This is a genomic window from Microbacterium sp. ZXT2-5 (genome assembly GCF_055329545.1).
Genome location: NZ_JBUZWD010000001.1, coordinates 1,757,060 through 1,778,825, shown reverse-complemented (window position 1 = coordinate 1,778,825; position 21,766 = coordinate 1,757,060). Strand labels below are relative to the sequence as shown.

19 protein-coding genes are annotated in these 21,766 nt (G+C 70.6%); 8 read left to right on the top strand and 11 right to left on the bottom strand.

The window, feature by feature from the left end:
- Positions 1–33 precede the first annotated feature (33 nt).
- Positions 34–678 (top strand): PadR family transcriptional regulator, encoded by a 645-nt coding sequence (locus ACZBH1_RS07785; protein WP_378878795.1) that lies wholly within the window; start codon positions 34–36, stop codon positions 676–678.
- Positions 679–726: 48 nt separating this feature from the next.
- Here ACZBH1_RS07785 and ACZBH1_RS07780 read toward each other — a convergent pair whose 3' ends face one another.
- Complete coding sequence (locus ACZBH1_RS07780) at positions 727–1,194, bottom strand: MarR family winged helix-turn-helix transcriptional regulator (protein ID WP_336394264.1); 468 nt, start codon at positions 1,192–1,194, stop codon at positions 727–729.
- A gap of 186 nt (positions 1,195–1,380) precedes the next feature.
- On the opposite strand from ACZBH1_RS07780, the gene ACZBH1_RS07775 reads away from it, so the two are divergent.
- Positions 1,381–3,168, top strand: coding sequence for a tannase/feruloyl esterase family alpha/beta hydrolase (locus ACZBH1_RS07775; RefSeq protein ID WP_463646037.1), 1,788 nt, complete (start codon positions 1,381–1,383; stop codon positions 3,166–3,168).
- 180 nt (positions 3,169–3,348) lie between these two features.
- Here the strand turns inward: ACZBH1_RS07775 and ACZBH1_RS07770 are convergent, their stop codons facing one another.
- The 3 genes from ACZBH1_RS07770 to ACZBH1_RS07760 form a co-directional block, all read right to left on the bottom strand.
- The gene (locus tag ACZBH1_RS07770) at positions 3,349–5,019 is read right to left on the bottom strand and encodes an alkaline phosphatase D family protein (RefSeq protein WP_463646036.1); all 1,671 of its coding nucleotides are present in this window, start codon (positions 5,017–5,019) and stop codon (positions 3,349–3,351) included.
- 76 nt (positions 5,020–5,095) lie between these two features.
- Positions 5,096–5,767 (bottom strand): Type 1 glutamine amidotransferase-like domain-containing protein, encoded by a 672-nt coding sequence (locus tag ACZBH1_RS07765; protein WP_463646035.1) that lies wholly within the window; start codon positions 5,765–5,767, stop codon positions 5,096–5,098.
- 154 nt (positions 5,768–5,921) lie between these two features.
- Positions 5,922–7,418 carry an aldehyde dehydrogenase family protein gene (locus ACZBH1_RS07760; protein WP_463646034.1) on the bottom strand — a complete coding sequence of 499 codons (1,497 nt, stop codon included), beginning with the start codon at positions 7,416–7,418 and terminating at the stop codon, positions 5,922–5,924.
- 237 nt (positions 7,419–7,655) lie between these two features.
- Here ACZBH1_RS07760 and ACZBH1_RS07755 point away from each other — a divergent pair, with 237 nt between their 5' ends.
- Entirely contained in the window at positions 7,656–8,315 is a 660-nt protein-coding gene (locus tag ACZBH1_RS07755) for a GntR family transcriptional regulator (protein WP_463646033.1), read from the top strand.
- 110 nt (positions 8,316–8,425) lie between these two features.
- Here ACZBH1_RS07755 and ACZBH1_RS07750 read toward each other — a convergent pair whose 3' ends face one another.
- From ACZBH1_RS07750 to ACZBH1_RS07730, 5 genes are read right to left on the bottom strand one after another with little or no spacing between them, the layout of a single operon-like run.
- Positions 8,426–9,697, bottom strand: a complete 1,272-nt coding sequence (locus tag ACZBH1_RS07750) for an ABC transporter substrate-binding protein (protein WP_452323627.1) — start codon at positions 9,695–9,697, stop codon at positions 8,426–8,428.
- An 18-nt stretch (positions 9,698–9,715) separates the two neighbouring features.
- Positions 9,716–10,846: a branched-chain amino acid ABC transporter permease gene (locus tag ACZBH1_RS07745; protein ID WP_452323628.1), complete on the bottom strand. Its 1,131-nt coding sequence runs from the start codon at positions 10,844–10,846 to the stop codon at positions 9,716–9,718.
- Positions 10,846–11,727, bottom strand: coding sequence for a branched-chain amino acid ABC transporter permease (locus ACZBH1_RS07740; RefSeq protein ID WP_452323629.1), 882 nt, complete (start codon positions 11,725–11,727; stop codon positions 10,846–10,848). Before ACZBH1_RS07740 ends, ACZBH1_RS07745 begins: the two co-directional genes overlap by 1 nt.
- Before the next feature lies 1 nt (position 11,728).
- The gene (locus tag ACZBH1_RS07735) at positions 11,729–12,439 is read right to left on the bottom strand and encodes an ABC transporter ATP-binding protein (protein ID WP_336394255.1); all 711 of its coding nucleotides are present in this window, start codon (positions 12,437–12,439) and stop codon (positions 11,729–11,731) included.
- The gene (locus ACZBH1_RS07730; RefSeq protein ID WP_336394254.1) at positions 12,426–13,205 is read right to left on the bottom strand and encodes an ABC transporter ATP-binding protein; all 780 of its coding nucleotides are present in this window, start codon (positions 13,203–13,205) and stop codon (positions 12,426–12,428) included. The genes ACZBH1_RS07735 and ACZBH1_RS07730 overlap by 14 nt, the downstream gene beginning before the upstream one ends.
- 256 nt (positions 13,206–13,461) lie before the next feature.
- Here ACZBH1_RS07730 and ACZBH1_RS07725 point away from each other — a divergent pair, with 256 nt between their 5' ends.
- From ACZBH1_RS07725 to ACZBH1_RS07710, 4 genes are all read left to right on the top strand, one after another.
- The gene (locus tag ACZBH1_RS07725; RefSeq protein WP_463646032.1) at positions 13,462–14,832 is read left to right on the top strand and encodes an aminomethyl transferase family protein; all 1,371 of its coding nucleotides are present in this window, start codon (positions 13,462–13,464) and stop codon (positions 14,830–14,832) included.
- A gap of 113 nt (positions 14,833–14,945) precedes the next feature.
- A complete protein-coding gene (locus tag ACZBH1_RS07720; protein ID WP_336394252.1) occupies positions 14,946–15,842 on the top strand; it encodes an IclR family transcriptional regulator in 897 nt (298 codons plus the stop codon).
- 9 nt (positions 15,843–15,851) lie between these two features.
- The gene (locus ACZBH1_RS07715; RefSeq protein ID WP_463646031.1) at positions 15,852–16,631 is read left to right on the top strand and encodes a DUF1932 domain-containing protein; all 780 of its coding nucleotides are present in this window, start codon (positions 15,852–15,854) and stop codon (positions 16,629–16,631) included.
- A gap of 170 nt (positions 16,632–16,801) precedes the next feature.
- The gene (locus tag ACZBH1_RS07710; RefSeq protein WP_463646030.1) at positions 16,802–18,424 is read left to right on the top strand and encodes a tannase/feruloyl esterase family alpha/beta hydrolase; all 1,623 of its coding nucleotides are present in this window, start codon (positions 16,802–16,804) and stop codon (positions 18,422–18,424) included.
- 75 nt (positions 18,425–18,499) lie between these two features.
- Here ACZBH1_RS07710 and ACZBH1_RS07705 read toward each other — a convergent pair whose 3' ends face one another.
- The gene (locus ACZBH1_RS07705) at positions 18,500–19,375 is read right to left on the bottom strand and encodes an IclR family transcriptional regulator (protein WP_463646029.1); all 876 of its coding nucleotides are present in this window, start codon (positions 19,373–19,375) and stop codon (positions 18,500–18,502) included.
- Between the two features lie 63 nt (positions 19,376–19,438).
- Positions 19,439–20,845: a vanillate/3-O-methylgallate O-demethylase gene (gene ligM / locus ACZBH1_RS07700; protein WP_378878813.1), complete on the bottom strand. Its 1,407-nt coding sequence runs from the start codon at positions 20,843–20,845 to the stop codon at positions 19,439–19,441.
- A gap of 150 nt (positions 20,846–20,995) precedes the next feature.
- Between ligM and ACZBH1_RS07695 the strand changes: the two genes are divergently transcribed.
- A complete protein-coding gene (locus tag ACZBH1_RS07695) occupies positions 20,996–21,751 on the top strand; it encodes a PIG-L deacetylase family protein (protein ID WP_452323635.1) in 756 nt (251 codons plus the stop codon).
- Positions 21,752–21,766 lie beyond the last annotated feature (15 nt).

Here is a 21,766-nt window from a genome sequence, read left to right as displayed (position 1 = left end):
CCGCTCGCTAGTCTCGGGAGGGAGAGGAGTCGCATGAGTCTGCGGTACGCGCTGCTGGCGATCCTGCGGGTCGGCCCGCTGTCGGGCTACGACCTGCAGAAGCAGTTCCACCAGTCCGTCGGCCACGTGTGGCATGCGCCCGACTCGCAGATCTATCCGGAGCTGCGCAAAATGGAGGAGCTCGGCCTCATCGAGGGCGAGGAGCAGCCGCGAGGCGAGCGCGGCACGCGCCGGATGTATCACGTGACGGATGCCGGCAACCAGGCGTTCCTCGACTGGATGGCCGCTCCCCTGGACTACCAGCGGGTGCGCGACCCCGCCCACCTGCGTGCCGCCTACCTCGAGGCGGCCCCGCCCGAGGCCGCGCGCGCCTTCCTCGAGCGGCACATCGCGCAGTGGGAGGGCGAGCTCGCGCAGTGGGAGGGCGAACTCGAGCGCATCGACGCGGTCGCCAACCCCATGCTCGTGCGGCGGCTGGCCGTGACGTCGGACGCCGACCGCGAGCGCACCATCGCCTACAAGCGCTTCGCCTACGAGGGGCTCGTCGAGCGCGCCCAGGGCGAGATCGCCTGGGCGCGCCGCGGGCTGGAGCTGGTCGATCGCCTGGACGGCTCGGCTGTCTCGGGTTCCGCAGCCGAGGTTTCCGGCGCGGCGGTGTCCGGCGCCGCGAAGGGGTAGGTCTCGCAGGCTCGGTGTGCCGCGAGGCGCGTCGGCGCTTCCCCGAGGTCAGCCCTCGCCGTCCGGGCCCTCGAGCTCGAACGCCAGGCGCCGCAGTGTCGTCACGGCGGCGGCGACCTCGTCTTCACTCAGACGCCGGAGGAGCTCGGCGAACGCCTCGTCGAGCGCCCGGCCGGCATCCTCCGCAACGGCGGCTCCCTGCGGCGTTGCGCGGATCAGCCAGACGCGGCCGTCGCGGGGATCTCTCGTGCGGACGACGAGCCCCATCGCGGCAACCTCGTCGACGAGCCTGACGACGTGCGCCTTGTCCAGCCAGAGGGCGCGCGAGACGTCCTGCTGCGACAGGCCTCCGGACGCCACGGCGATCTCCACGAGGGCGTAGCTGCGGGTGCGCAGCCCGAAAGGGGCGAGAACCCGATTCGACACCGTCGCCGCCGCCGACGCGAATCTCGCGGCGAGGAATCCGGGATTGGCGGCGAGCCGCCCCGCGGCGCGCGCGTCGCTCAGTGGTGCCAACGAATCCCCGTTCCGTGCCGGCTGTCTCGGTCGCAGTCTAGTCACGCGGTCGCGCGCTCACGGAGAAATACAGTTGCAATCTGCAACCATTATCTCTAGCTTGTGACCACGCCCGCAACGCAGCCGGCGCATCCCAGATCGTCCGGCGAGAACGACCTCGGCGGACCGGACCGGAAGAGGACTCCCATGTCACGCTTCTTCGATCGCGCTCGCCGGAGCATTCCACAAGACGAACGACCCCCACACGATCGCGCGCGGCGTCGCCTGTCATCGCTCATCGGTGCCGCCGCGGCATCCGTCATCCTCGTCGCCGGCCTCGCGGCTCCCGCCGCCGCGGCGCCGCCCGGGAACTCCGGAGAGCTGCCGCAGCTGTCCGCCGCGCAGCCCGGCGCACTTCAGGAGTGCGAGACGCTCACGGCGTTCACCTTCCCGTCCACGAAGATCGCGCAGGTGTCGCGGGTCGCGGCCGGCACGGTCAGCAACGGCGGGAGCCCGATCGGCGAGCACTGCCTCGTGCGCGGCAGCATGAACGAGCGCGTGAGCACCTTCGACGGGCAGACATATGCCATCGGGTTCGAGATGCGGCTTCCCGTCGAGTGGGCCGGGCGCTTCCTCTACCAGGGCAACGGCGGCCTGGACGGCTCGGTCACGCCCGCACTGGGCGCCACGCGCGGAGGCGAGAGCGGACTGCAGATGGGATTCGCCGTCATCAGCTCCGACGCCGGTCACAACGGCAGTCAGAACCCGCTGTTCGGTCGCGAGCCGCAGGCGCGGCTCGACTACGGCTACCAGGCCGTCGGCACCCTCACGCCGATGGCGAAGGCCCTCATCGCCGATGCCTATGGCCGCGGGCCCGACCGCTCGTACATCACGGGCGGGTCGAACGGAGGTCGCCACACGATGGTGGCCGCGGCGCGCTACGCCGACGAGTACGACGGGTTCCTGGCGATCGCGCCGGGCTTCAACCTGCCGCAGGCGGCGGTCGCCCAACTGTGGGGCGCCCAGCAGTGGGCGAAGGTGGCTGCGTCGCCGGCCGACCTCGGCGCGGCCTTCACGCCGGCCGAGCGCACCCTCGTCGCTCAGGCGATCCTGACCCGCTGCGACGGGCTCGACGGTCTCGCCGACGGCATGGTCTTCGACAGCACAGCGTGCCAGCAGGCGTTCTCGATCACGCGGGACGTGCCCCGCTGTGACGGCGAGCGCGACGGGACATGCCTGACGAAAGAGCAGCAGTCCGTCATCGAGGACGTGTTCGCCGGCGCGCGCACGAGCAACAACAAGGAGATCTACTCCTCGTTCCCGTTCGATGCGGGTCTCACGCAGAGCGGCTGGGCGGGCTGGAAGTTCGGCGCCCCGATCACCCGCGACGCGCCGGCCGTCGGCTTCATCTTCACGACACCGCCTGCCGACCCGAGCATCCTGGCCGATCTGCAGGGGTACGCGATGGGCTTCGACGTCGACACCGAAGCGGCGAAGATCTACGCCACGTCGGGCATCTACACCGAGAGCGCGATGTCGTTCATGACGCCGCCCGACCCCACGCACCTCGACACGCTGCGCGACCGCGGCGCGAAGATGATCGTGATCCACGGCGCTTCGGATGGCGTGTTCTCTCCCGATGACACCGCCGCCTGGTTCGACGAGCTCGACCGGAACGAGGGCGGTGACGCCGAGCAGTTCGCGCGGTACTTCGAGGTTCCCGGCATGGGCCACGTCGCCGGCGGACCGGCCACCGATCAGCACAGCGGGCTCGCCGCGCTGGTGGCCTGGGTCGAGCAGGGGGCCGCGCCTGAGCAGCTGGTCGCGTCGGTCAACCCCGCCAACCCCGAGGTGCCGGCCGATTGGTCGCCGACTCGCTCGCGCCCGCTCTGCGTCTACCCGCAGGTGCCGCAGTACATCTCAGGCGACCCGGAGAGCGCGTCGAGCTTCGCCTGCGGGATGCCGCACCCCGGCCTCGCCTACGGCACCCGCTGACGCGCCATCCGGCGTGCGCGAGAGGGTGGGTCCGGTCAGGACCCACCCTCTGTGGGATGCACATGTGAAGTGGCGGTCCGCCACGAAATCCCCACCCGAAGACGCGATCTCATCGCACAGCGGAGGTGACCCGGTTCGTCGCGGCGCGTGTCCGATGCGCGCGACCAAGCCGGCAGCCGGTCAGGACGACACCGTGGCATCCCGCTCCGCGGGCACCGTGATGGACGCCACCTCTTCGAGACGGGGATGCAGCTCGTCTCCGTCCTCGACCACGCCGGTGTGCCAGGTCATGGTGAGGCCGTCGGGTCCGTCCACCAGCAGCGCGACGTTGTTGTCGAACCACGGGCCCTTCACCGTCTTCCAGCGGAAGGGCGGGTCGGGGACCTTCGCGGAATGCGCGGCTGCGGCACCCATCGGCGTCGCGGCGCCGTACGACATCACGACCGAGAACCACCGCAGGAAGCGGGGCAGCGGGTTCCGCATGGGAGAGCACACGGCCTGCACGATGCGGCTCCCGCTCTGGCGCTCGACCTCAGCCAGATACGAGAAGTGCACGTCACCGGACAGGAAGGTCACCGTCTGCGGCGCCGGGCCCCGGTCGCCGTCCGCCAGCTCCGTCGCGATCCCGGCAACCGCCTGGAAGCTGTTCTGGAACGCCCCCCAGTGCTCCAGGTCGAAGGCCCGCCGCAGCCGTTCGCCGACCCACGCCGCCGGCCGACCCCACGCACCCTGCGCGATGGCCTCATCCCATGCCTCGACATGATGCAGACCCAACGGCAGGAGGAACGGGAGCGAGGTGGCGATGAGGACGTGGCGGAATCCGCCCCGCATATGGTCGTCGAACCACCTGAGCTCCTGAGCGTCCAGCAGCCCCCGCGCCGACGGAGTGAGGTCTCGCGCGGCGCGTGAATCCAGGACGATGAGGCGTGTTCCGTCGAAGTCTCGGGAGTAGCTCCAGAGATAGCTGTCCGGGTCCCTGTCGCACCGGTCGGCGAACGCGTCCAGCACGGCAGTGAGGTCGGGCGAAGCGCCGTCGCGGCGCCCGGTGACCTGCTGCCACATCTCGTCGGCGGCCCGCTCGCGAGGAGACAGGTTGCCGAGGTGCTGGTACACCCAGTACGACGCCAAGCCGGCGACGATGCGTTCGTGCCACCAGGTCGTGGCCTGGATGTCCTTCTTCCAGTCGAGCGAGGCGTTCCAGTCGTCGCGGATGTCGTGGTCGTCGAAGATCATCGCGCTCGGCACGGACGAGAGCAGCCACCGATTGGCGTCGTCCGACCATGCCAGCTGGTAGAGGTGGGCGTACTCCTCGAAGTCCTTGAGCTCCTTGCCGGGTTCCTCATGGATGTCACGACGGCTGCGGATGAACTCCTGCATCTCCTTCGTGGTCGAGTCGGCGTACACCTGGTCGCCGAGGAAGAGCAGCAGGTCCGGCCGGGCCTCGCGGCCGTCGGCCACCGCGAGCGCGAAGGCGCGCAGCGAGTCGACACCATGGGTCCGATTGCCGGACCGGTCGTGAGGGACGCTGGTGCGGCACGAACCGTAGGCGATCCGCGACCGTCGCCCGGGCGCCCGCGTGGCGATCACCGACGCCGGGTACTGGGAATCGGGCTCCGGCCACACGCGTACCCCATCGATCTCGACCGAGTACGGCGAGACGCTGCCGGGCTCGAGCCCGTCGACCTCGACGAGCGCGAAGTGGTGGCCGTGCACCGCGAAGGTGCGGGCCTGCCACGATCGCGCGTCGGCGTGGACGCTGACGACACCGTCGGCGCGCGTCTCCACCCAGATGCTGGCCGATGTGTCATCGACGTAACGCAGCATCGGTCCCAGCACCAGCGGGGTTGCCATGAAGCTGTTCTACCTCGTCCACAGCGCAGCGGCCAGGGAGCGGGCCCTCCGGCGCGGCGGACTCGGGCCCGCGGGCCTACTCGGGAAAGTACCTCCACTGACCTTCCGTGATGACCTCCACCCCGTCATCGGTCACCCTCAGGGCCGTCTGGTCGTCGATGGCGTACGACGGGTGACGGATGCCGGCAGCCCATCTCTCCGCTGCGGCGAGGGAGTTGCCCGGCTCACCGTCGGCCGCGAGGTGCGGGCAGATCGAGAAGTCGACGAGCCCGAGCGCGCTGTCGTCGCCGGCCGGCGGCTTCCAGCCCACGAACTCCTGGCCGATCCGCGGTGTCATCACCATGCTTCCGGCGCTCATGCCCACCCACACCGTCTCCGCCATCGACGGGAACATGTCGGCCAGCCGCGACTCTTGCAGCCAGTGGCTGAGGTAGAGCGCGTCGCCACCGGCAGCCAGCAGGACGTCGGTCTCGAGGACGAGCGGCTTCCAGCGCTCTTCGTCGATGCTCGGCAGCGCCGTGAGCTCCAGCACTCCGATGGACCTCCAGCCCAGATCCACCATGGGATTCTCGGACTTCCCGCTGATGAACTCCCAGGCCTTGACGCCGGGTCCCAGCCACGGGTGGCCGTACTGGGCGGTGGGTATGCACAGTGCGCTGGATTCGCTGATCGGCTTGCCGAGCAGGTCTTCGAGGGCCCGGCGGATGCTCGGATTGGTGACGCCCGCAGACGTGAGAAGAAGCTTCATGTTCCCTTCCCTGCTGCTCGACTCGTCAGCCCCTGCCCGATCACCCTACTTCTCCGGGTTTGGGGCGCGCCGTGCACGTTCGGGGCGCACCGCGTGCGCCCCGAACGCACGGCGTGCGCCCCAAACCCGGAAAAAGGGATCGTGCCGGACGACGTCAGTGGGCCATGGACGCGAGCGCCTCCGGGTCGATCGTGGCGATCGACCGGGTGTCCTGGAAGGCGCGGACGCCCTCGATGCCCTGCTCACGCCCGAAGCCGGACTGCTTCATGCCGCCGAACGGCGCCCGAAGGTCCAGGCGCGTCGCGCCATGGTCGTTGACCCACACGTAGCCGCACACGAGCTGCGACCCGACGCGCTGCGCCGCCTCGGGCGACCCGGTCCACACCGAGCCGCACAGCCCGCCCCACGTGTCGTTCGCGAGGCGCACGGCCTCGGCCTCGTCGTCGAACGGGATCACCGGGATGACGGGACCGAACTGCTCCTGCGTCACCACCCGCAGCTGCGGGTCGGCGTCCACCACGATCGCCGGCCGCACGAAGTTGCCGCCTGCCAGGTCACCACCGGGAAGCTCTCCGAACTCGCGCACGTCGGCGCCGGCATCCTTCGCCTCCTGGATGATCTCGTCCACGAACGCCTTCTGCGCCGGCTGGTGCAGCGGGCCCATCGTGGTGCCCTCCTCCAGGCCGTGCCCGAGCTTGGCCTGCTCGAGGCGGGACGTGAGCCCCGCGACGAGCTCGTCCATCCGCGAGCGGTGCACGAACACGCGCTTGGCGTTCATGCAGATCTGGCCGGTGGTGTCGTAGATCGCGGCGTACAGCCGGTCGAGGTGCGCGTCGTCGAGGATCGCGTCCTCGAGGAACACCGCCGCGTCGTTGCCGCCGAGCTCCAGCGTCACGCGCGTCAGGGTCTTGGACGCCATCTCCATGATCCGCTTGCCGCCGTTGACGCTGCCGGTGAAGCAGACCTTGGCGATGTCGGGGTTCTGGATGAGCCCGGCCATGTCCTGATCGCGACCGGTCACGATGTTGAGCACGCCGGGCGGCAGCTTCTCGGCCACCCGCTGCACCACCCGGGTCGTCGCCAGCGGCGCCGAGGGCGGCGGCTTCACGATCGCGGTGTTGCCGGCCAGCAGCGCGTGCGGGAGGGATGCCCCCAGGATCGCGATCGGCCAGTTGAACGGGACGATCACCGTCACCACGCCCAGCGGCTGATACGCCACCTCGGTCGACACCGGGATGGCGCCCGGCACGGGCGGCAGCGTCTTGGACGCGTCGACCTCGTCGGCGAGCATCAGCGCGAGGTTCCAGCGGATCTCGAACACGAGCGCGTCGATCCACCCCTCCATGCGGATCTTGCCGTTCTCCTGCGACAGGATCGCGGCGTCCGTGTCGCGGTCGTCGGCGATGCCGGCGATCGCCTCGGCCATCTTCGCCGCGCGCTCCTGGGCGCTGAGCGCCGACCACGCCGGGAACGCCTTCTTCGCCGCCGCGACGGCATCCGTCACATCCGAAGCGGATGCCGCGGCCGCCTCGCCGACGACCGCACCAGGCCTTCCGGGGTCGGGGATCGTCAGCACGTCGTCGGTGAAGCGCTCCTCACCTCCGATGTACAGGCCGGTCCGCACCGAAGTCCCTGTCGCCGTATCGCTCATGAACGTCCACCTCTCTGTGTTGGTTCCCGCCGCGCGACGCCGTCGCGCGCCGGTCGTCCGCGGTCCCGCGCCGGGTCTGCGCGGATCGACGTCTCTTCCAGCCTGCCCCTCGGACCCGGACGGATCAAGATTGTCGACGATTTTCGCGCAGATTTCGTATGAAATGCTTCGCAAGCCCGTCCTGATCGCGAGATAGTGTCAGTGCACGGACAACGGCGCCGAAAGGGGAAGACCGAGATGACGGATGCCGCGGTGCTCGGCGAGACCGACACGACCGACCGCCCCGATCTCACGCAGCAGATCCGCGACGCGATCCTCGACGCCCAGTTCGCACCCCACCAGCGCCTCATCGAGGCCGATCTCAGCGAACGCTACGGCGCCTCCCGCGCATCGGTGCGCAACGCCCTGATGAACCTCGCCGGCGAAGGCCTCGTCGAGCGGCTCCCCAACCGCGGCGCGCGCGTCCGCGCGATCTCGGTCGACGAGGCCATCGAGATCGTGGAGGTGCGCATCGGGCTCGAGACGCTCTGCGCGCGCAAGGCGGCCGAGAACGTGACGACGTCCGACGCCGCGCAGCTGCGCGCCCTCCGCGCCGACATCGAGCGCGCGATCGGCTCGGGCGACCTCATGGCGTACTCGCGCCTCAACCAGGAGCTCGACCGCCGCATCCGCGACCTCAGCCGCCACGGCACCGCCACGCAGCTGCTCGAGCGCCTGCGCGCGCAGTCGGCGCGGCACCAGTTCCGCCTCGCGTTCCACCCCGGCCGCGCCGCGACCTCCGCCCCGGAGCACATCGCCATCATCGACGCGATCCTCGCCAAGGACCCCGACGCCGCCGAGGCCGCGACCCGCGCGCACCTGTCGGGCATCGTCGAGGTGCTCCACAGCATGGAGTGAGCCGCGGCCGGGGCGCGGCATCCGTCTCCCGGTTCAGCCGATGCGGCAACGCCGGCACGCAGAGAAAGGGCGGCCGGATGCCTCCGGCCGCCCGTCCTCGTGACCTCAGATCACTCGTCCCAGCTCTCGGCCGGGGCGTAGCCCTTGCCGTTGTACTTCTGCACCTGCACGGTCGAGACCGCCGGCTGCCCGTCCTGGGTCGTGTCGACCGTGGAGCCCTCGAGCATGAGCGGTGCCGTGAAGCCCGAGACGTCGCGCAGCGCCTCCATGAAGTTCTCGCGCGTCGGCTCGGTCATGTTGCCGAACACCTCCTCGAGCGTCGCCCCGATCTGGTACGACCAGACGCAGTGCGGGAACGCCGGGACGTCCGGGTAGTTCGCGTACTCCGCGAGCTGCTCGAGGAACGCCGCCCCCTCCTCGCTCTCGGCGAACGTCGGCGCCGCCGCCGACTGGGCGAACGCCACCGTGTAGACGCCGGGGAACGCCGTGGCGCCGCCCGGTTCGAGGATGGCGGTCGGGCTCGACGTGTTCGACGGGAGGAACCACGACGGGAGCCAGCCGAGCTCCTGCGACTTCTGCAGCGACGAGATCACCAGCGGGGTGATCGACATCGCGTTGAAGAACACGTCGGCACCGGACCCTGCCAGCTCGGTCAGCTGCGCGTCGACCGAGGTGTCGGTGGCCTCGTAGGTGAGCTCCTTCACGATCTCGATGTTGTCGGCGCCCTCGATGGCCGTCTTGAAGCCCTCGACGTAGCCCTCGCCGTAGTCGTCGTTCTGCGAGAGGATCGCGACCTTGTGGTCTTCGGCGGACCCGGCCAGCAGCTCGCCGAACGCCTCGCCCTCGTTCTGGTAGATCGGCACGAACCCGAGCTGCCAGGGGCTCTCCTCCTGGTTGCTGAAGATCGGGTCGCCCGTCATGATCAGCACCTGCGGCACCTCGTCGGCGATCGCCGCGTCGAGCCACGCCCGGTTGGTGGGCGTGCCGAGGCCGGCGGTCATCGCGAAGACGCTGCTCTTGAGCTGGTCGTAGTTGGCCTTGGCCTTCTGCGGGTCGTACTCGTCGTCCAGCGCCTCGATCTCGACGGTGCGGGTGTTGCCGTCGCCGAACTCCACGCCGCCCTCGGCGTTCCTGGCGCCGAAGTACGCGGTGACGCCGGCGACCGTGCAGGTGCCCGGTCCCGCGGTGGGCCCCGACAGCGGCGTGGTGATGCCGAGGGTGATCGAGTCGTCGGTGATGCCGGGACTCGCCTCGGCGGCGCCGCCGTCGTCGGTGCTGTCCGGCGAGTCTCCGCCGCGCGCGCAGCCGGCGGCGAGGACGGCGACGATGCCGATCCCCGCGACGACCGAGGCGACGCGCATCCTTCTGCGATTCGTGCTCATGGATCTGCCTCTCTGTGATTACGACTTCGTCGTAGGGGGTGGTGGTGATTGCGTCGGTGCGGTGCCGGTCGAGGGAGCGCCCAAGGCGTCCCCCACGGTGGGAGCGCCGGTGACGGATGCCGCGGCATCCGCCTGCATCGCACCGCCGGCCGGTCCCGGGCCGCTGTCGGCGCGGCGCCCGCGTCGCCGCCACAGTCGCGGCAGCGACACCAGGCCGCCGGGCAGGATGAACAGCACGATCAGGAGGATCGCGCCCTGCAGCAGAGCGGTGATGTTCGGGTCGATGATCCCGGTGATGTACGGCACGATGACGTACCAGACCCCGCCGAGAAGCGAGCCGATGATGCTGCCGGCACCGCCGATCACCATCGCCGCGAGCAACTCGATCGAGTGGCCGAAGTGCAGCGTCTCGGGCGAGGTGTACTGGATCACGACCATGTACAGGAAGCCGCTCACGCCGCCGATGAGCGAGGCGATCGTGAACGCGAGCACCTTGTAGCGGTACGGCGAGACGCCCAGCGACCCGGCGACCGCCTCGTTCCCCTTCACGATCGCGAACGCGCGGCCGTACTTGCCGCGGACGAGGTTGCTGGTGAGAAGGAAGGTGATCCCGCCGATCAGGAACACGATGTACAGCTGCCACTGGTCGTCGTACAGGCCAGTCCACTCCGGCGCGCTGGAGAAGCGCGCCGAGGTGCCCTGCGAGCCGCCGGTGAAGTCCGACAGGCGCTTGGCGAGCGGCACGCCGACGATCGGCAGGGCGATGGTCACCATGGCGATGGCCAGTCCGCCGAGCCGTGCCGCCGCCAGGGCGATGAGCAGGCCGATGACGGCCGGCACGAGGCAGGCCAGCACGAAGATCAGCGCGATGTTCCAGTCGGCGTTCACGCCGTACGCGGTCACGTACGCGCCGACGCCGACGAAGAAGATCTGGCCGAGCGAGACCTGGCCGGTGTACCCCATCACGACGTTGAGCCCGAGCACGGCGACCGCGAAGACGCCGATGCGGGCGATGGTCTGGTTGGCGAACTCCGGGAGGATCAGCGGCAGCACGATCAGCAGCACGACGACGGCGCCGGTGATCGCCCAGCGCACCCACGGGCGGCTGAGCACCGGGGTCCGGTTCGTGGGGTCCGTGTTCGCAGCCATCAGACGCGCACCACCGCTTTCCGCCCGAACAGGCCCTGTGGCCGCACGATGAGCACGACGAAGATGAGGATGAAGGGCACCGCGATCTTGAGGTCGTGGCCGATGAACGGCACGTAGACGGCGGCGAGGTTCTCCAGCACGCCGATGAGCCACGCGGCCGCCACGACGCCGATGGGGCTCGACAGGCCGCCGAGGATGCACGCCGCGAGGGCGTAGACGAGGGCGGAGTCCATCATGCCGGGCGTCAGGGTGAGCTGCGGTGCCACGAGCACGCCCGCGACCGCGCCGAGGACGGCAGCCAGGCCCCAGCCGATCATGAGGTTGCGGCCGACGTTGACGCCGGAGAACGCGGCGGATGCCGGGTTGATGGCGACCGCCCGGAGCGCGAGGCCGAGCTTCGTGCCGAGGAACAGCGCCTGCAGCAGCAGCATGATCGCGACGATCACGATGAAGGTGCCGAGGGAGCGGACGCTGACCACCGCGCCCGCGACCTGGATGGTCTCCAGCGGGAACAGCGACGGGAACAGCCGGTTGTTGTACGTCCAGATCCAGGCGCAGAACCCCGTGATGAGGGTGAGCAGGCCGATCGTGACGACGACGGCGGTATCGGGGTCGCCGCGCTCGAACCGGCGGATGAGGTAGCGCTCGATGACCGCGCCGAGGAAGAACGAGATCACCACGGCGCCGAGGATGGCGAGCAGGAGCGGGATGCCGAGGCCGTTCAGCGCCCACGCGAGGTAGGCCGACAGCACGGCCATGCCGCCCTGTGCGAAGTTGATGAGCCCGGTCGCCTGGTTGACGAGCACGATGGCGAGGGCGAGCGCGGCGTAGATCGACCCGGTGGAGAGGCCGTCGATGACGAGCTGGATGAAGGTGCCCACGTCAGCCTCCCAGGTACGCGCGGCGGATCTCGTCCATGCCCCGCAGCTCCGCCGACGAGCCGGTGAGGACGTTGCGCCCCGTCTCGAGCACGGTGGCGCTGTCGACGAGGGTGAAGGCGAGGTTGGCGTTCTGCTCGACCACGAGCATCGCGATGCCGGACTCGCTGCGCAGACGCCCGATCGCCTGGTACACGGCCTTGGCGGTGCTGGGGGCGAGCCCGAGGGATGCCTCGTCCAGCAGCAGCAGGCGCGGCTTGGACATGATGGCGCGGGCGATCGCGAGCATCTGCTGCTCGCCGCCGGAGAGCGCGGAGCCGTTCGAGCGGATCCTGTCCTGCAGCTGCGGGAACAGGTCGAGGCAGTAGTCCATGTCCGACGCGATGCCCTTGCGGTCCTTGCGCTTGTAGGCGCCGACCCTGAGGTTCTCGCGCACGGTCAGGTCGGCGAGGGTGCCGCGTCCCTCCGGGACGTGCGCGATCCCGAGCGCCGCGACCTGATCGGGGCGGAGCCCGTGGAGGTCCTTGCCGTCGAAGCGGATCGTGCCGGCGGAGCGCACGGTGCCGGAGATCGCCCGCAGCGTGGTGGTCTTGCCGGCGCCGTTCGCTCCGAGGATGCCGACGGCGCCGCCGTCCGGCACCGTGAGCGACACGCCCTCGAGCACCTGCACGCGGCCGTAGAAGGCGCGGACGTCGGCGAGCTCAAGCAGCGTCATCGACCGCGTCCTTCCCGATGTAGGCCTCGATGACGCGCGGGTCGGACTGGGCCTGCGCCGCCGAACCCTCCATCAGCTTGCGGCCGTGGTCGAGCACGACCACCCGGTCCGTGAGGGCCGAGATGAGGCCCATGTTGTGCTCGACGATGATCACCGTGATGTCGTCGTCGCGCACGCGGCGCACGGTCTCGATGAGCTGTTCGACCTCGGAGTGCGGCAGGCCCGCGGCCGGCTCGTCCAGCAGCAGGAGCCCGGGCTTCGTCAGCAGCGCCCGGCACAGCTCGATGCCCTTGTGCAGGCCGTGCGAGAGCTCGTCGGCGCGCATCTTCGCCGCCCACCCCAGGCCGTTTCGCTCGAGGAGGGCGAGGGCCTCCTCGCGCAGCGCCCGCTCGGCGCGCACGGTGCGCGGGATGCGCAGCGACCACTCCACCGGACCGCCGGGGAGGCGCGTGTGCGCGCCGAGCAGGACGTTCTCCAGCACGGTCTCGCGCAGCTGGAGCGCCGGATGCTGGAACGTGCGCGCCAATCCCCGCCGCGCGAGCGTGGCCGGGGACGAGCCCAGCACCTCCGCGCCGTCGACCGTGATCGAGCCGGAGCTCGGCCGGTAGTGACCGCTGACGCAGTTGAACAGCGAGGTCTTGCCGGCCCCGTTGGGCCCGACCAGTCCGAAGATCTGTCCGGGCTCGACGGTGAACGTGACGTCCTCGAGCACGCTGACGCCGCCGAAGTGAAGGCTGACGTCGCGGACTTCGAGCCGAGCGCCCATGGCCCCACCTTTCGCGTCGTCGCGTCGTGGTCGATCAAGGGGACTCGAGTCCTCCCCTGCTGGGAAAACTACGGATCCCCGGAAAGATTGTCAACGATTTTGGTGTGAAGATTCACAACCGTGACCCTGCGGTTCGATCGTGGCGCGCGGCATCGGGGGTCGTGGCATCCGATTCCGTTGAACGGAACGGCGCCGCGAAGCGCGGAGGGGCCGCTCCTACGCTGACCGCAGCTGACCGCAACCAGAAAGAGGGTCGATGATGACCGAGACACTCGCGCAGGCGATCGATCGCGCGGGGAGCCCCGTGGAGCTGCTGCGCAACCAGAACTGGCCGGCGTTCACCTTCCCGGTGGCGCCGGAGTTCACCAACTGGCGCGATGAGCAGCGGGCCTGGAACACCACGGTGGCGCTGATGGACCAGTCGCACCACATGACGCAGCTGTTCCTCGACGGCGAGGATCTCATCCCGCTGCTGAGCTCGATCTCGCCGAACGCGTTCGCGACGTTCCGCCCGGGGGTCGCGAAACAGCTCATCTCCGTCAACAAGGACGGCTACCTCATCGGCGACGGGATCCTGTTCTACAACGCCGACGGCCCGGAGGGGCTCGTGCTCATCGGCCACCACATCCTCATCGACTGGGTGCGGTTCAACGTCGAGAAGGCGCAGGCGGCCGGCAAGGACGTGCGCTACCGGCTCGAGGCCAACTCGCACATGCGCCAGGGGCCGCCCACCTTCTACCGCTACGAGCTGCAGGGACCGGCGGCCGACCTCGTCATGGAGAAGGTGTTCGGCGGACCGGCGCCGGACATCAAGTTCTTCCACATCGGCGACGTCGAGATCGCCGGGCGGCCGGTCAAGGCGCTCCGCCACGGGATGGCGGGGCAGCCCGGCTTCGAGTTCTACGGCCCGTGGGAGGACAACGAGATCGTCCTGAACGCCCTCATGGAGGCCGGCGCCGAGCACGGCATCCGCCGCGTCGGCGCGAAGGCGTACTCGTCGTCGCCGCTCGAGTCGGGATGGGTGCCGACGCCGTTCCCCGCCGTCTTCGACGACGACTTCGCCGAGTACCGCGCGTGGCTCCCCGCTGCACGCATCGGCTCGGTCGCCGGCTCGCTGTACTCGAGCGACGTCCACGACTTCTACATGACGCCGTTCGACATCGGCCTCGGGCGCTCGGTGCGCTTCGACCATGACTTCCACGGCCGCGAGGCGCTCGAGAAGCACGCCGAGGACCAGCGGCGCCGCAAGGTCACGCTGATCTGGAACGCCGACGACGTCGCCGCGGTCGTCCGCTCGCAGGTCGAGCCCGGCACGCCCGCGAAGTACCTGGACTTCCCCAAGGCCCGCTACGGGCTGTACCAGATGGACGAGATCCTGAAGGACGGGCAGCGCGTGGGGATCTCGACGGATGCCGGATATGTGGCGTACGACCAGCTCTACATGTCGCTGGCCACGCTGGACGTCGGCCTCCGCGACGGCGACGAGGTCGAGGTCGTCTGGGGCGAGGACCCGATCTCGCGCAAGGACTCGGTGGACGCCGACCACCGCCAGGTGCGGATCCGCGCGACCGTCGCCCCCGCTCCGTACCACGACTACGCCCGCACGGTGTACCGCCAGAACGCCTGACGACACCGGCAGAGGGGGTTCGCTGACCCGTCGCCGCGCCTGTCTCGTTTCCGTTCAACGGAAGAGCGCGCGCGGCGCGGGGTTAGCATGGCGACGTCGTCGAGGAGGATGCCGTGGCACGAGGATCGGCCGGCGAGTCGGTGCTGCACCGCCACCTGCGCGTGCTCGAGAGCTTCGACGCGTGGCATCCGTTCCTCACGCTCAGCGAGATCGCCGACGCCGCCGGGATCCCCCGGTCCAGCGCCCACCGCCTCATCGCCGAGCTGGAGCACGAGGGGCTGCTCGAGCGGCTTCCGGACCGGACCTACCGCCTCGGCGTGCGGCTGTGGGAGTTCGCCAGCCGCACGCCGGGGGCGGTCGGGCTGCGCGAGATCGCGCGCCCCTGGCTCGGCGCCGTCCACGAGCGCGTGCGGCAGCACACGCAGCTGGGCGTGCTGAGCGGGCGGGACGTGCTCTTCATCGACCGCATGTCCACGCGCGATGCCGTGGTCAACGCCACGCTCATCGGCGGCCGCATCCCGTTGCACGCGTCGTCGACCGGCCTGGTGCTGCTCGCGCACGCCGACGCGTCGGTCGTCGCCGACGTGATCGCGGGCGGGCTGCGCGCCTATACCGAGCGGACGATCCGGACCGGGGCCGACCTGCAGGCGCAGCTGAGGACGGTGCGCGAGAACGGGTACGCGATGACCGAGGGGCACATCCACCCCGAATCGCGCGGCATCGCGGTGCCTGTGATCGGCCCCGGCGGGACGGTGTACGCCGCGATCGGCGTCGTCGTCCCCAACGACAAGGTCTCGCCCCACCCGTACGTCGAGCTGCTGCGCCGCGCCGCCGCCGGCATCGCGCACGACCTCGCCATCGCGTACCGGCCCGACGTCGACGAGCGCACGCACGGCATCCGCTCGCTGGTGAGCGGATCCCGCCGGTCGCTGGAGTACCTCGAGAGCCTCGACGCCGACCCGCACGACGGGATCCCGCCCGCCGGCGCCGACCGCACGGCCGTGCTCTAGGGTTCGGCCATGACGAGGATCGCGGTCCTGGGGCTCGGCGAGGCCGGCCGCCGCTACGCGCGCGGCCTCGCCCGGGCGGGCGCGGAGGTCCGCGGGTTCGATCCGGCGCACGACCTCGGCGACCCCGAGGTCCCTCAGTCCGCCACGCTCGCCGACGCTCTGGCCGGGGCCGACGTGGCGCTGAGTCTCGTGACCGGCCATGCCGCGGCATCCGTCGCCCGTGACGCCCTCCCGCACGTCGCGGCGGGCGCCGTGTACGCCGACCTCAACACCGCCGCCCCCGAGCAGAAGCAGCAGATCGGCCGACTGGCCGCCGAGCGAGGAGTGGAGATGGCGGATGTCGCGGTGCTCGCACCCGTCGTGCGCGCCGGTCATCGCACCCCCCTGCTGGCCAGCGGCCCGGGTGCGCGCGAGTTCGCGGCACGGATGGCGCCGTTCGAGGTGCCGGTCGAGGTCGTCGACGGCGCCGTGGGCGAGGCCGCCCGGCTGCGACTGCTGCGGAGCCTGTTCATGAAGGGGCTCGCCGCCCTCGTGCTGGAGGGCCTCGGCGCAGCGCGGGCGGCCGGCGCCGAGGACTGGATGCGGACGCAGATGGCCGCGGAGCTCGGGCCCGACGGGGCCGCGCTCGTGGACCGGCTCGTCGAGGGCAGCTCCCAGCACGCGGTGCGCCGCGAGCACGAGGTGCGGGCGGCGCTGGCGGCGCTGGAGTCGTCGGGGCAGCCCGCCGACATGACCCGGGCGACCCTCGCGTGGTTCGAGCGTCTCGTCGCCGAGCGCGACGCCGACTGAGCCCCGCCACCTGCGCGCCGGGAACCATACCCGGCATGCCCCGCCGGCACAACGGCACAGCGCATTGGACGGAAGTCGTGTTGTGGGGCGCGCGGCGAGCTGACATGGTCGCGGCACACGCACGCCGCCGACCCCACGACGGCAGCGCATCACCACGCGAAGGAGCGTCGATGAAGTCAACGTCCAGGCGGCTGACGGCGGTGTCGGTGGGCATCGCCGCAGTCCTCGCCCTCACGGCCGGGGTCGCCCCGGCAGCCGCTGCCCCCGGCGGCCCCCACGCCGCACCACCGGCGCTCACCCCTGCGACGTGCACCTCGCTCGTCGGGCTGGAGATCGCCGAGAAGGCGATCGACCTGCCCACGCGGGGCGCCGTCGTCGAGACCGCGACCTGGGACGCCCCGGGCAGCTACTGCGCCGTGACCGGCTGGATCCGCGCCGTCTCGGCTCCGCAGGACATGCAGTTCCAGGTCAACCTCCCCGCTGCGTGGAACGGACGAACGCTGCAGTTCGGCGGCGGCGGCTTCGACGGGTCGCTCGTGACGGCGACCGGGAACTACACGGCCCAGCCGGCCGGCACCCCCACCGCCCTCGCCCAGGGCTGGGTCACGCTCGGCTCCGACGGCGGGCATCAGGGCGCTCCCGGATTCGACGGCACGTTCCAGCTCGACGAGGAGCTGTTCCTCAACTACGGGCAGTGGTCGGTGAAGAAGGCGCACGACGCGGCGGCGGCCGTCATCGACGCCGCCTACGGCGTCGACGCCGCGTGGTCGTACTTCATCGGCGGGTCCCAGGGCGGGCACGAGGCGCTCGACGCCGCGGCGCGGTATCCGAAGGACTACGACGGCATCGTGGCCAACTACCCCGCCTACAACGTCACGATGATGCACGTCGGGGCGGTGAACTTCCGCGACGCGCTCCTGCTGGAGGGCGGCGCCGGCCACCTCAACGCCGCCGAGACGGCCACCATCACCGGCGCGGTGTACGCCGCGTGCGACGGTCTCGACGGGGCCGTCGACGGGATCGTCAGCGACGTGCAGGGATGCGGCGAGGCGTTCGACGTCCAGACGCTCGCATGCCCTGCGGGCACGGACCCGGCGACGGTCGACACGTGCCTGTCGGAGGTCGAGATCGACGCGGCGCTGAAGATCACGACCGACTACGACCTGGGCATCGACATCGAAGGCAACTCGATCTTCGCCCGGAGCGCGCTGTTCGAGGGAGCCCTCTACCAGGGCTTCGCCGGCTTCGGGAGCGGGCCGCTGTCGCAGGGGCTGCAGTTCCAGGTCTTCGCGGCGACCATGCGCTACGGCGTGGCGGGCGACCCTCCCGGCTTCGACCCGTACACCGTCGATCCGCTCGACTACGCGGATCGCGTGCAGGAGGTCGGCGAGATCATGGATGTGACGGATGTCTCGCTCAACCGATTCCGCGCGCACGGCGGGAAGGTCATCCTGACCCACGGCACGATCGACGACTTCATCACGCCGCACAACACCGTGCAGTACTGGGAGTCGCTGCAGGACGAGTTCGGCAAGCGCCTGGACTCGTTCGCGAAGTTCTACATGGTGCCCGGCTGGGGTCACGGCCAGGGCCGGTTCGTCGCGCAGTACGACGGGCTCGGCGCGATCGTGGACTGGGTCGAGAACGGCGTCGCCCCGTCGGACCTCGTGGCGGGCGACGGCACCGCCGGCGCAGACCGCACCCGTCCGATGTGCGAGTACCCGGCCTGGCCCGAGTACTCCGGGACCGGCTCGGTCGACGACGCGAGCTCGTTCACGTGCGTGACCGGGTGAAGCGCGGCGCCGTCGCGTGACGGCATCCGAGGGCCCCGGCATCTGCACGATGCCGGGGCCTTCGGCTGTGCGCGGTCAGCCGGCCCGTCGTGCGGGCGGTGAGCCGGCGGATCGCTCACCGAGCGACGAGAAGTAGTCCAGCGACCTGCGCGATGTGCTCGCCCACGTGCGGATGCCCTGGCCGCCGTCGGCCGCGCCCGCCTCGTCGAGGGTGCGGGCGATCCCCGCGGCCGCCACCGTCAGCAGCTCGACGAGCGGCTGGGGCGACGTGCCGTCGCTCGGCACGACGACGCCGAGCGCGGCGTGCAGCGCGCCGGTCCGCGCGTCCGCGATCGGCACGGCGAGACCGCGCGTTCCTGGGTGGACATGCCCGTCGGTGAGCGCGAAGCCGTCGGCGCGCACCCGCCGCAGGACGGCGCGCAGCTCGTCGCCGCCGCGGATCGTCGCCGGCGTGAACGCCGGCCATCCGGCGGCGATCACGTCGTCCACGACGCCGGGGCCGGCGTGCGCGAGCAGCACGAGTCCGCTCGAGCTGACCGGAAGCGGCACGCGTCCGCCGATGATCGTCGCGTTCACCACCGCCTCCCGCGTCGACAGCCGCTCGAGGAACAGCACGTCCCGGCCGCTGCGCACACCGAGCTGCGCGTGCTGACGCACCCGCGCATGGACCGCTTCGAGCCACGGACGCGCGAGCTCGCGCAGGCCGACGGCCCCGGGCGTGCGGGCGGCGAACTCCCACAGCCGGATGCCGAGCCGGTACGACCGGTCAGGCATCCGCTCCAGCAGCTCCTCCCGCTCCAGCTCAGCGACCAGGCGATGGGCGGTCGATGCGGCCAGCCCGGTCTCCTCGACGATCTCGGTGAGCGTGAGGCACGGGCGCAGCAGGTCGAACGCCTGCAGCACCCGCAGATGCTTGTGCAGGACGGACTCGCCGTCCGAGGCGCGTGCCACCTCACTCCTCCCTGCCGGGTGACGACGGATGCCGCACCCGCCGGTCGCCGGGACCGGGCAGCGTCAGGCGACGCCCGTCGTGCGCCAGCCGCCGTGGTACTCCTGCCGCGCCGTCACCGCGTACGGGACAGGGCTCACGACCGCGCGGACCTCGATCTGCTCGTGCGGCTCGACGGTGGTCTTGCCCGAACCGCCGTCCGGCTCGCCCCACACCACCCGCACCTCGGCGCCGATCGGCACGTCGCGGTCGACCGTGGCCAGCGACAGGCCGCGCCTCTCGTTCGCCGTCACGCCGGTGAACAGCGACAGGCCCACGGTGCTCCCGTCCGCGTCGATCACGGCGTCGTAGTTCGACGAGCCGTAGTTCGCGTTGGGCAGGTCGAAGAACTGGTATCCCGGCCCCTCGCGGTCGAGCACGCTCGTGAGGATGCGGCCGAGGTCCTCGTCGTTCCACGCGAGCGTGACCTTCTTGCGCTGCGCCTCGGGGTCCACCTGCTCGAGCGCGTCGCGGCCGATGAAGTCGTGGTCGAACTTCACGAACGAGCCGTAGCCGAGGTCCCAGGGGTTGAGGTAGTAGTCCTCGATGTCGTCCGACACGAACGAGCCGGCGAGCGCGTTGATCGCCTCGTAGCTGTTCGCGGGCAGCCATTCGCGGTAGCGGCGCTCGATGTCGCCGCCGGTGTAGATCGCGGGCAGCGGCGACGGGATCCACCCCGACTCGAGGGTGTTCGACGAGTACGCGCGCGAGCCGCACGGCTCGATCCCGAACTCGCGGCCCGCCTCCAGCACGGCGTCGCGGATCCGGCCGTGCTGCTCGTACGGCCCCCAGATCTCCAGGCCGGGCGCTCCGGCCATGCCGTGCCGGAGCGTGCGCACGTGCTCCCCGGCGATCTCGAGCTCGCCCATGTGGAAGAACCGCACCTGCTCCACCTCGCGGCCGGCGAGCTTCTCGATGATCGGCCACGCGTTCGGGCCCTGGATCTGGAAGCGGTAGAACTCGCGGGTGACCGCCTGGCCGTAGGGGCGCGACGGCGAGCGGTCGTCGTAGCGCGTCTCGATGTCGTAGCCGCCGGTCTCGGCGTGGAACTGCAGCCAGTTCGCGCCGGGCGCCCGGCCGACGTAGACGTACTCGTCCTCGGCGAGATGGAAGAGGATGCCGTCGCCGATGACCCCGCCGGTCGACGAGGTCGGCACGAACTGCTTCGCGGTGTTCACGGGGAACTTCGCGAACGAGTTGATCCCGGTGTCCGACAGCAGCTTCAGCGCGTCCGGCCCGGTCATGAAGAAGTTCACCATGTGATGCGTCTGGTCGTAGAGCACGGCCGTCTCGCGCCACGCCTTCTGCTCGCGGCGCCAGTTCGTGAACTCGGCCGGGACCACCGGGTAGATGTACGTGCCGAGCTGCGAGTTGCGCAGCATCTCGACGACGTTCCCCTTCTCGTCCAGCAGCTCCTGCAGATTGCTCGCCATGCCTGTCTCGACTTCCTCGTCCAGTGGTTCGTGCGGGGTGACCTGAGCGCGATGCTACGTGTCGGCTATACCTACATCCAGAGGTATATGGTCGCCACGATTGTAGACAATTTGTTGACCATTTCGCCATGGGTGTGATTCGCTGGCCCCATGACAGTCACCGCCGACACGCTCCTCGTCGTCAGCGCCCACGCCGGGGACTTCGTCTGGCGAGCGGGCGGCGCGATCGCCGCCGCGGCCCTCCGCGGCGACCGCGCCGTGGTGGCCTGCCTGTCCTACGGCGAGCGCGGCGAGTCCGCCAGCCAATGGCTCGAGGGGAGGTCGCTCGAGGAGATCAAGGCCGTCCGCCGCGACGAGGCCGAGGCCGCGGCATCCGCTCTCGGTGCCGAGATCGAGTTCCTCGACCTCGGCGACTACCCGCTCGTCGAGTCGCGCGAGGCCGTCTCACGCCTCGTCGACCTCTACCGGCGCGTGCAGCCCACGGTCGTGCTGACGCACACCCTGCACGACCCGTACAACGGCGACCACCCGGCCGCGGCACGCATGGCGCTCGAGGCCCGCGTGCTCGCCCAGGCCATCGGCGTCGCGAACTCCGACGGCGGGTACCCCGGCAAGGACGACATCATCGGCGCCCCGCCGGTGTTCTTCTTCGAGCCGCATCAGCCCGAGCAGTGCGACTTCACGCCCAACGTGCTCCTCGACATCACCGAGGCGTTCCCGCGCAAGCGCGCGGCGATGGAGTGCCTCCCCGCGCAGAAGCACATGTGGTCGTACTACACCGACCTCGCGGTGCGACGCGGCGTGCAGCTCAAGCGCAACGCCGGCCCCAACCTCGGGCTCCCCCACGAGACGATGGGCGAGGCGTACATGCGTTACTTCCCGCAGGTGACCGGCGTCCTCTCGTGATCAAGGACGCGTCGC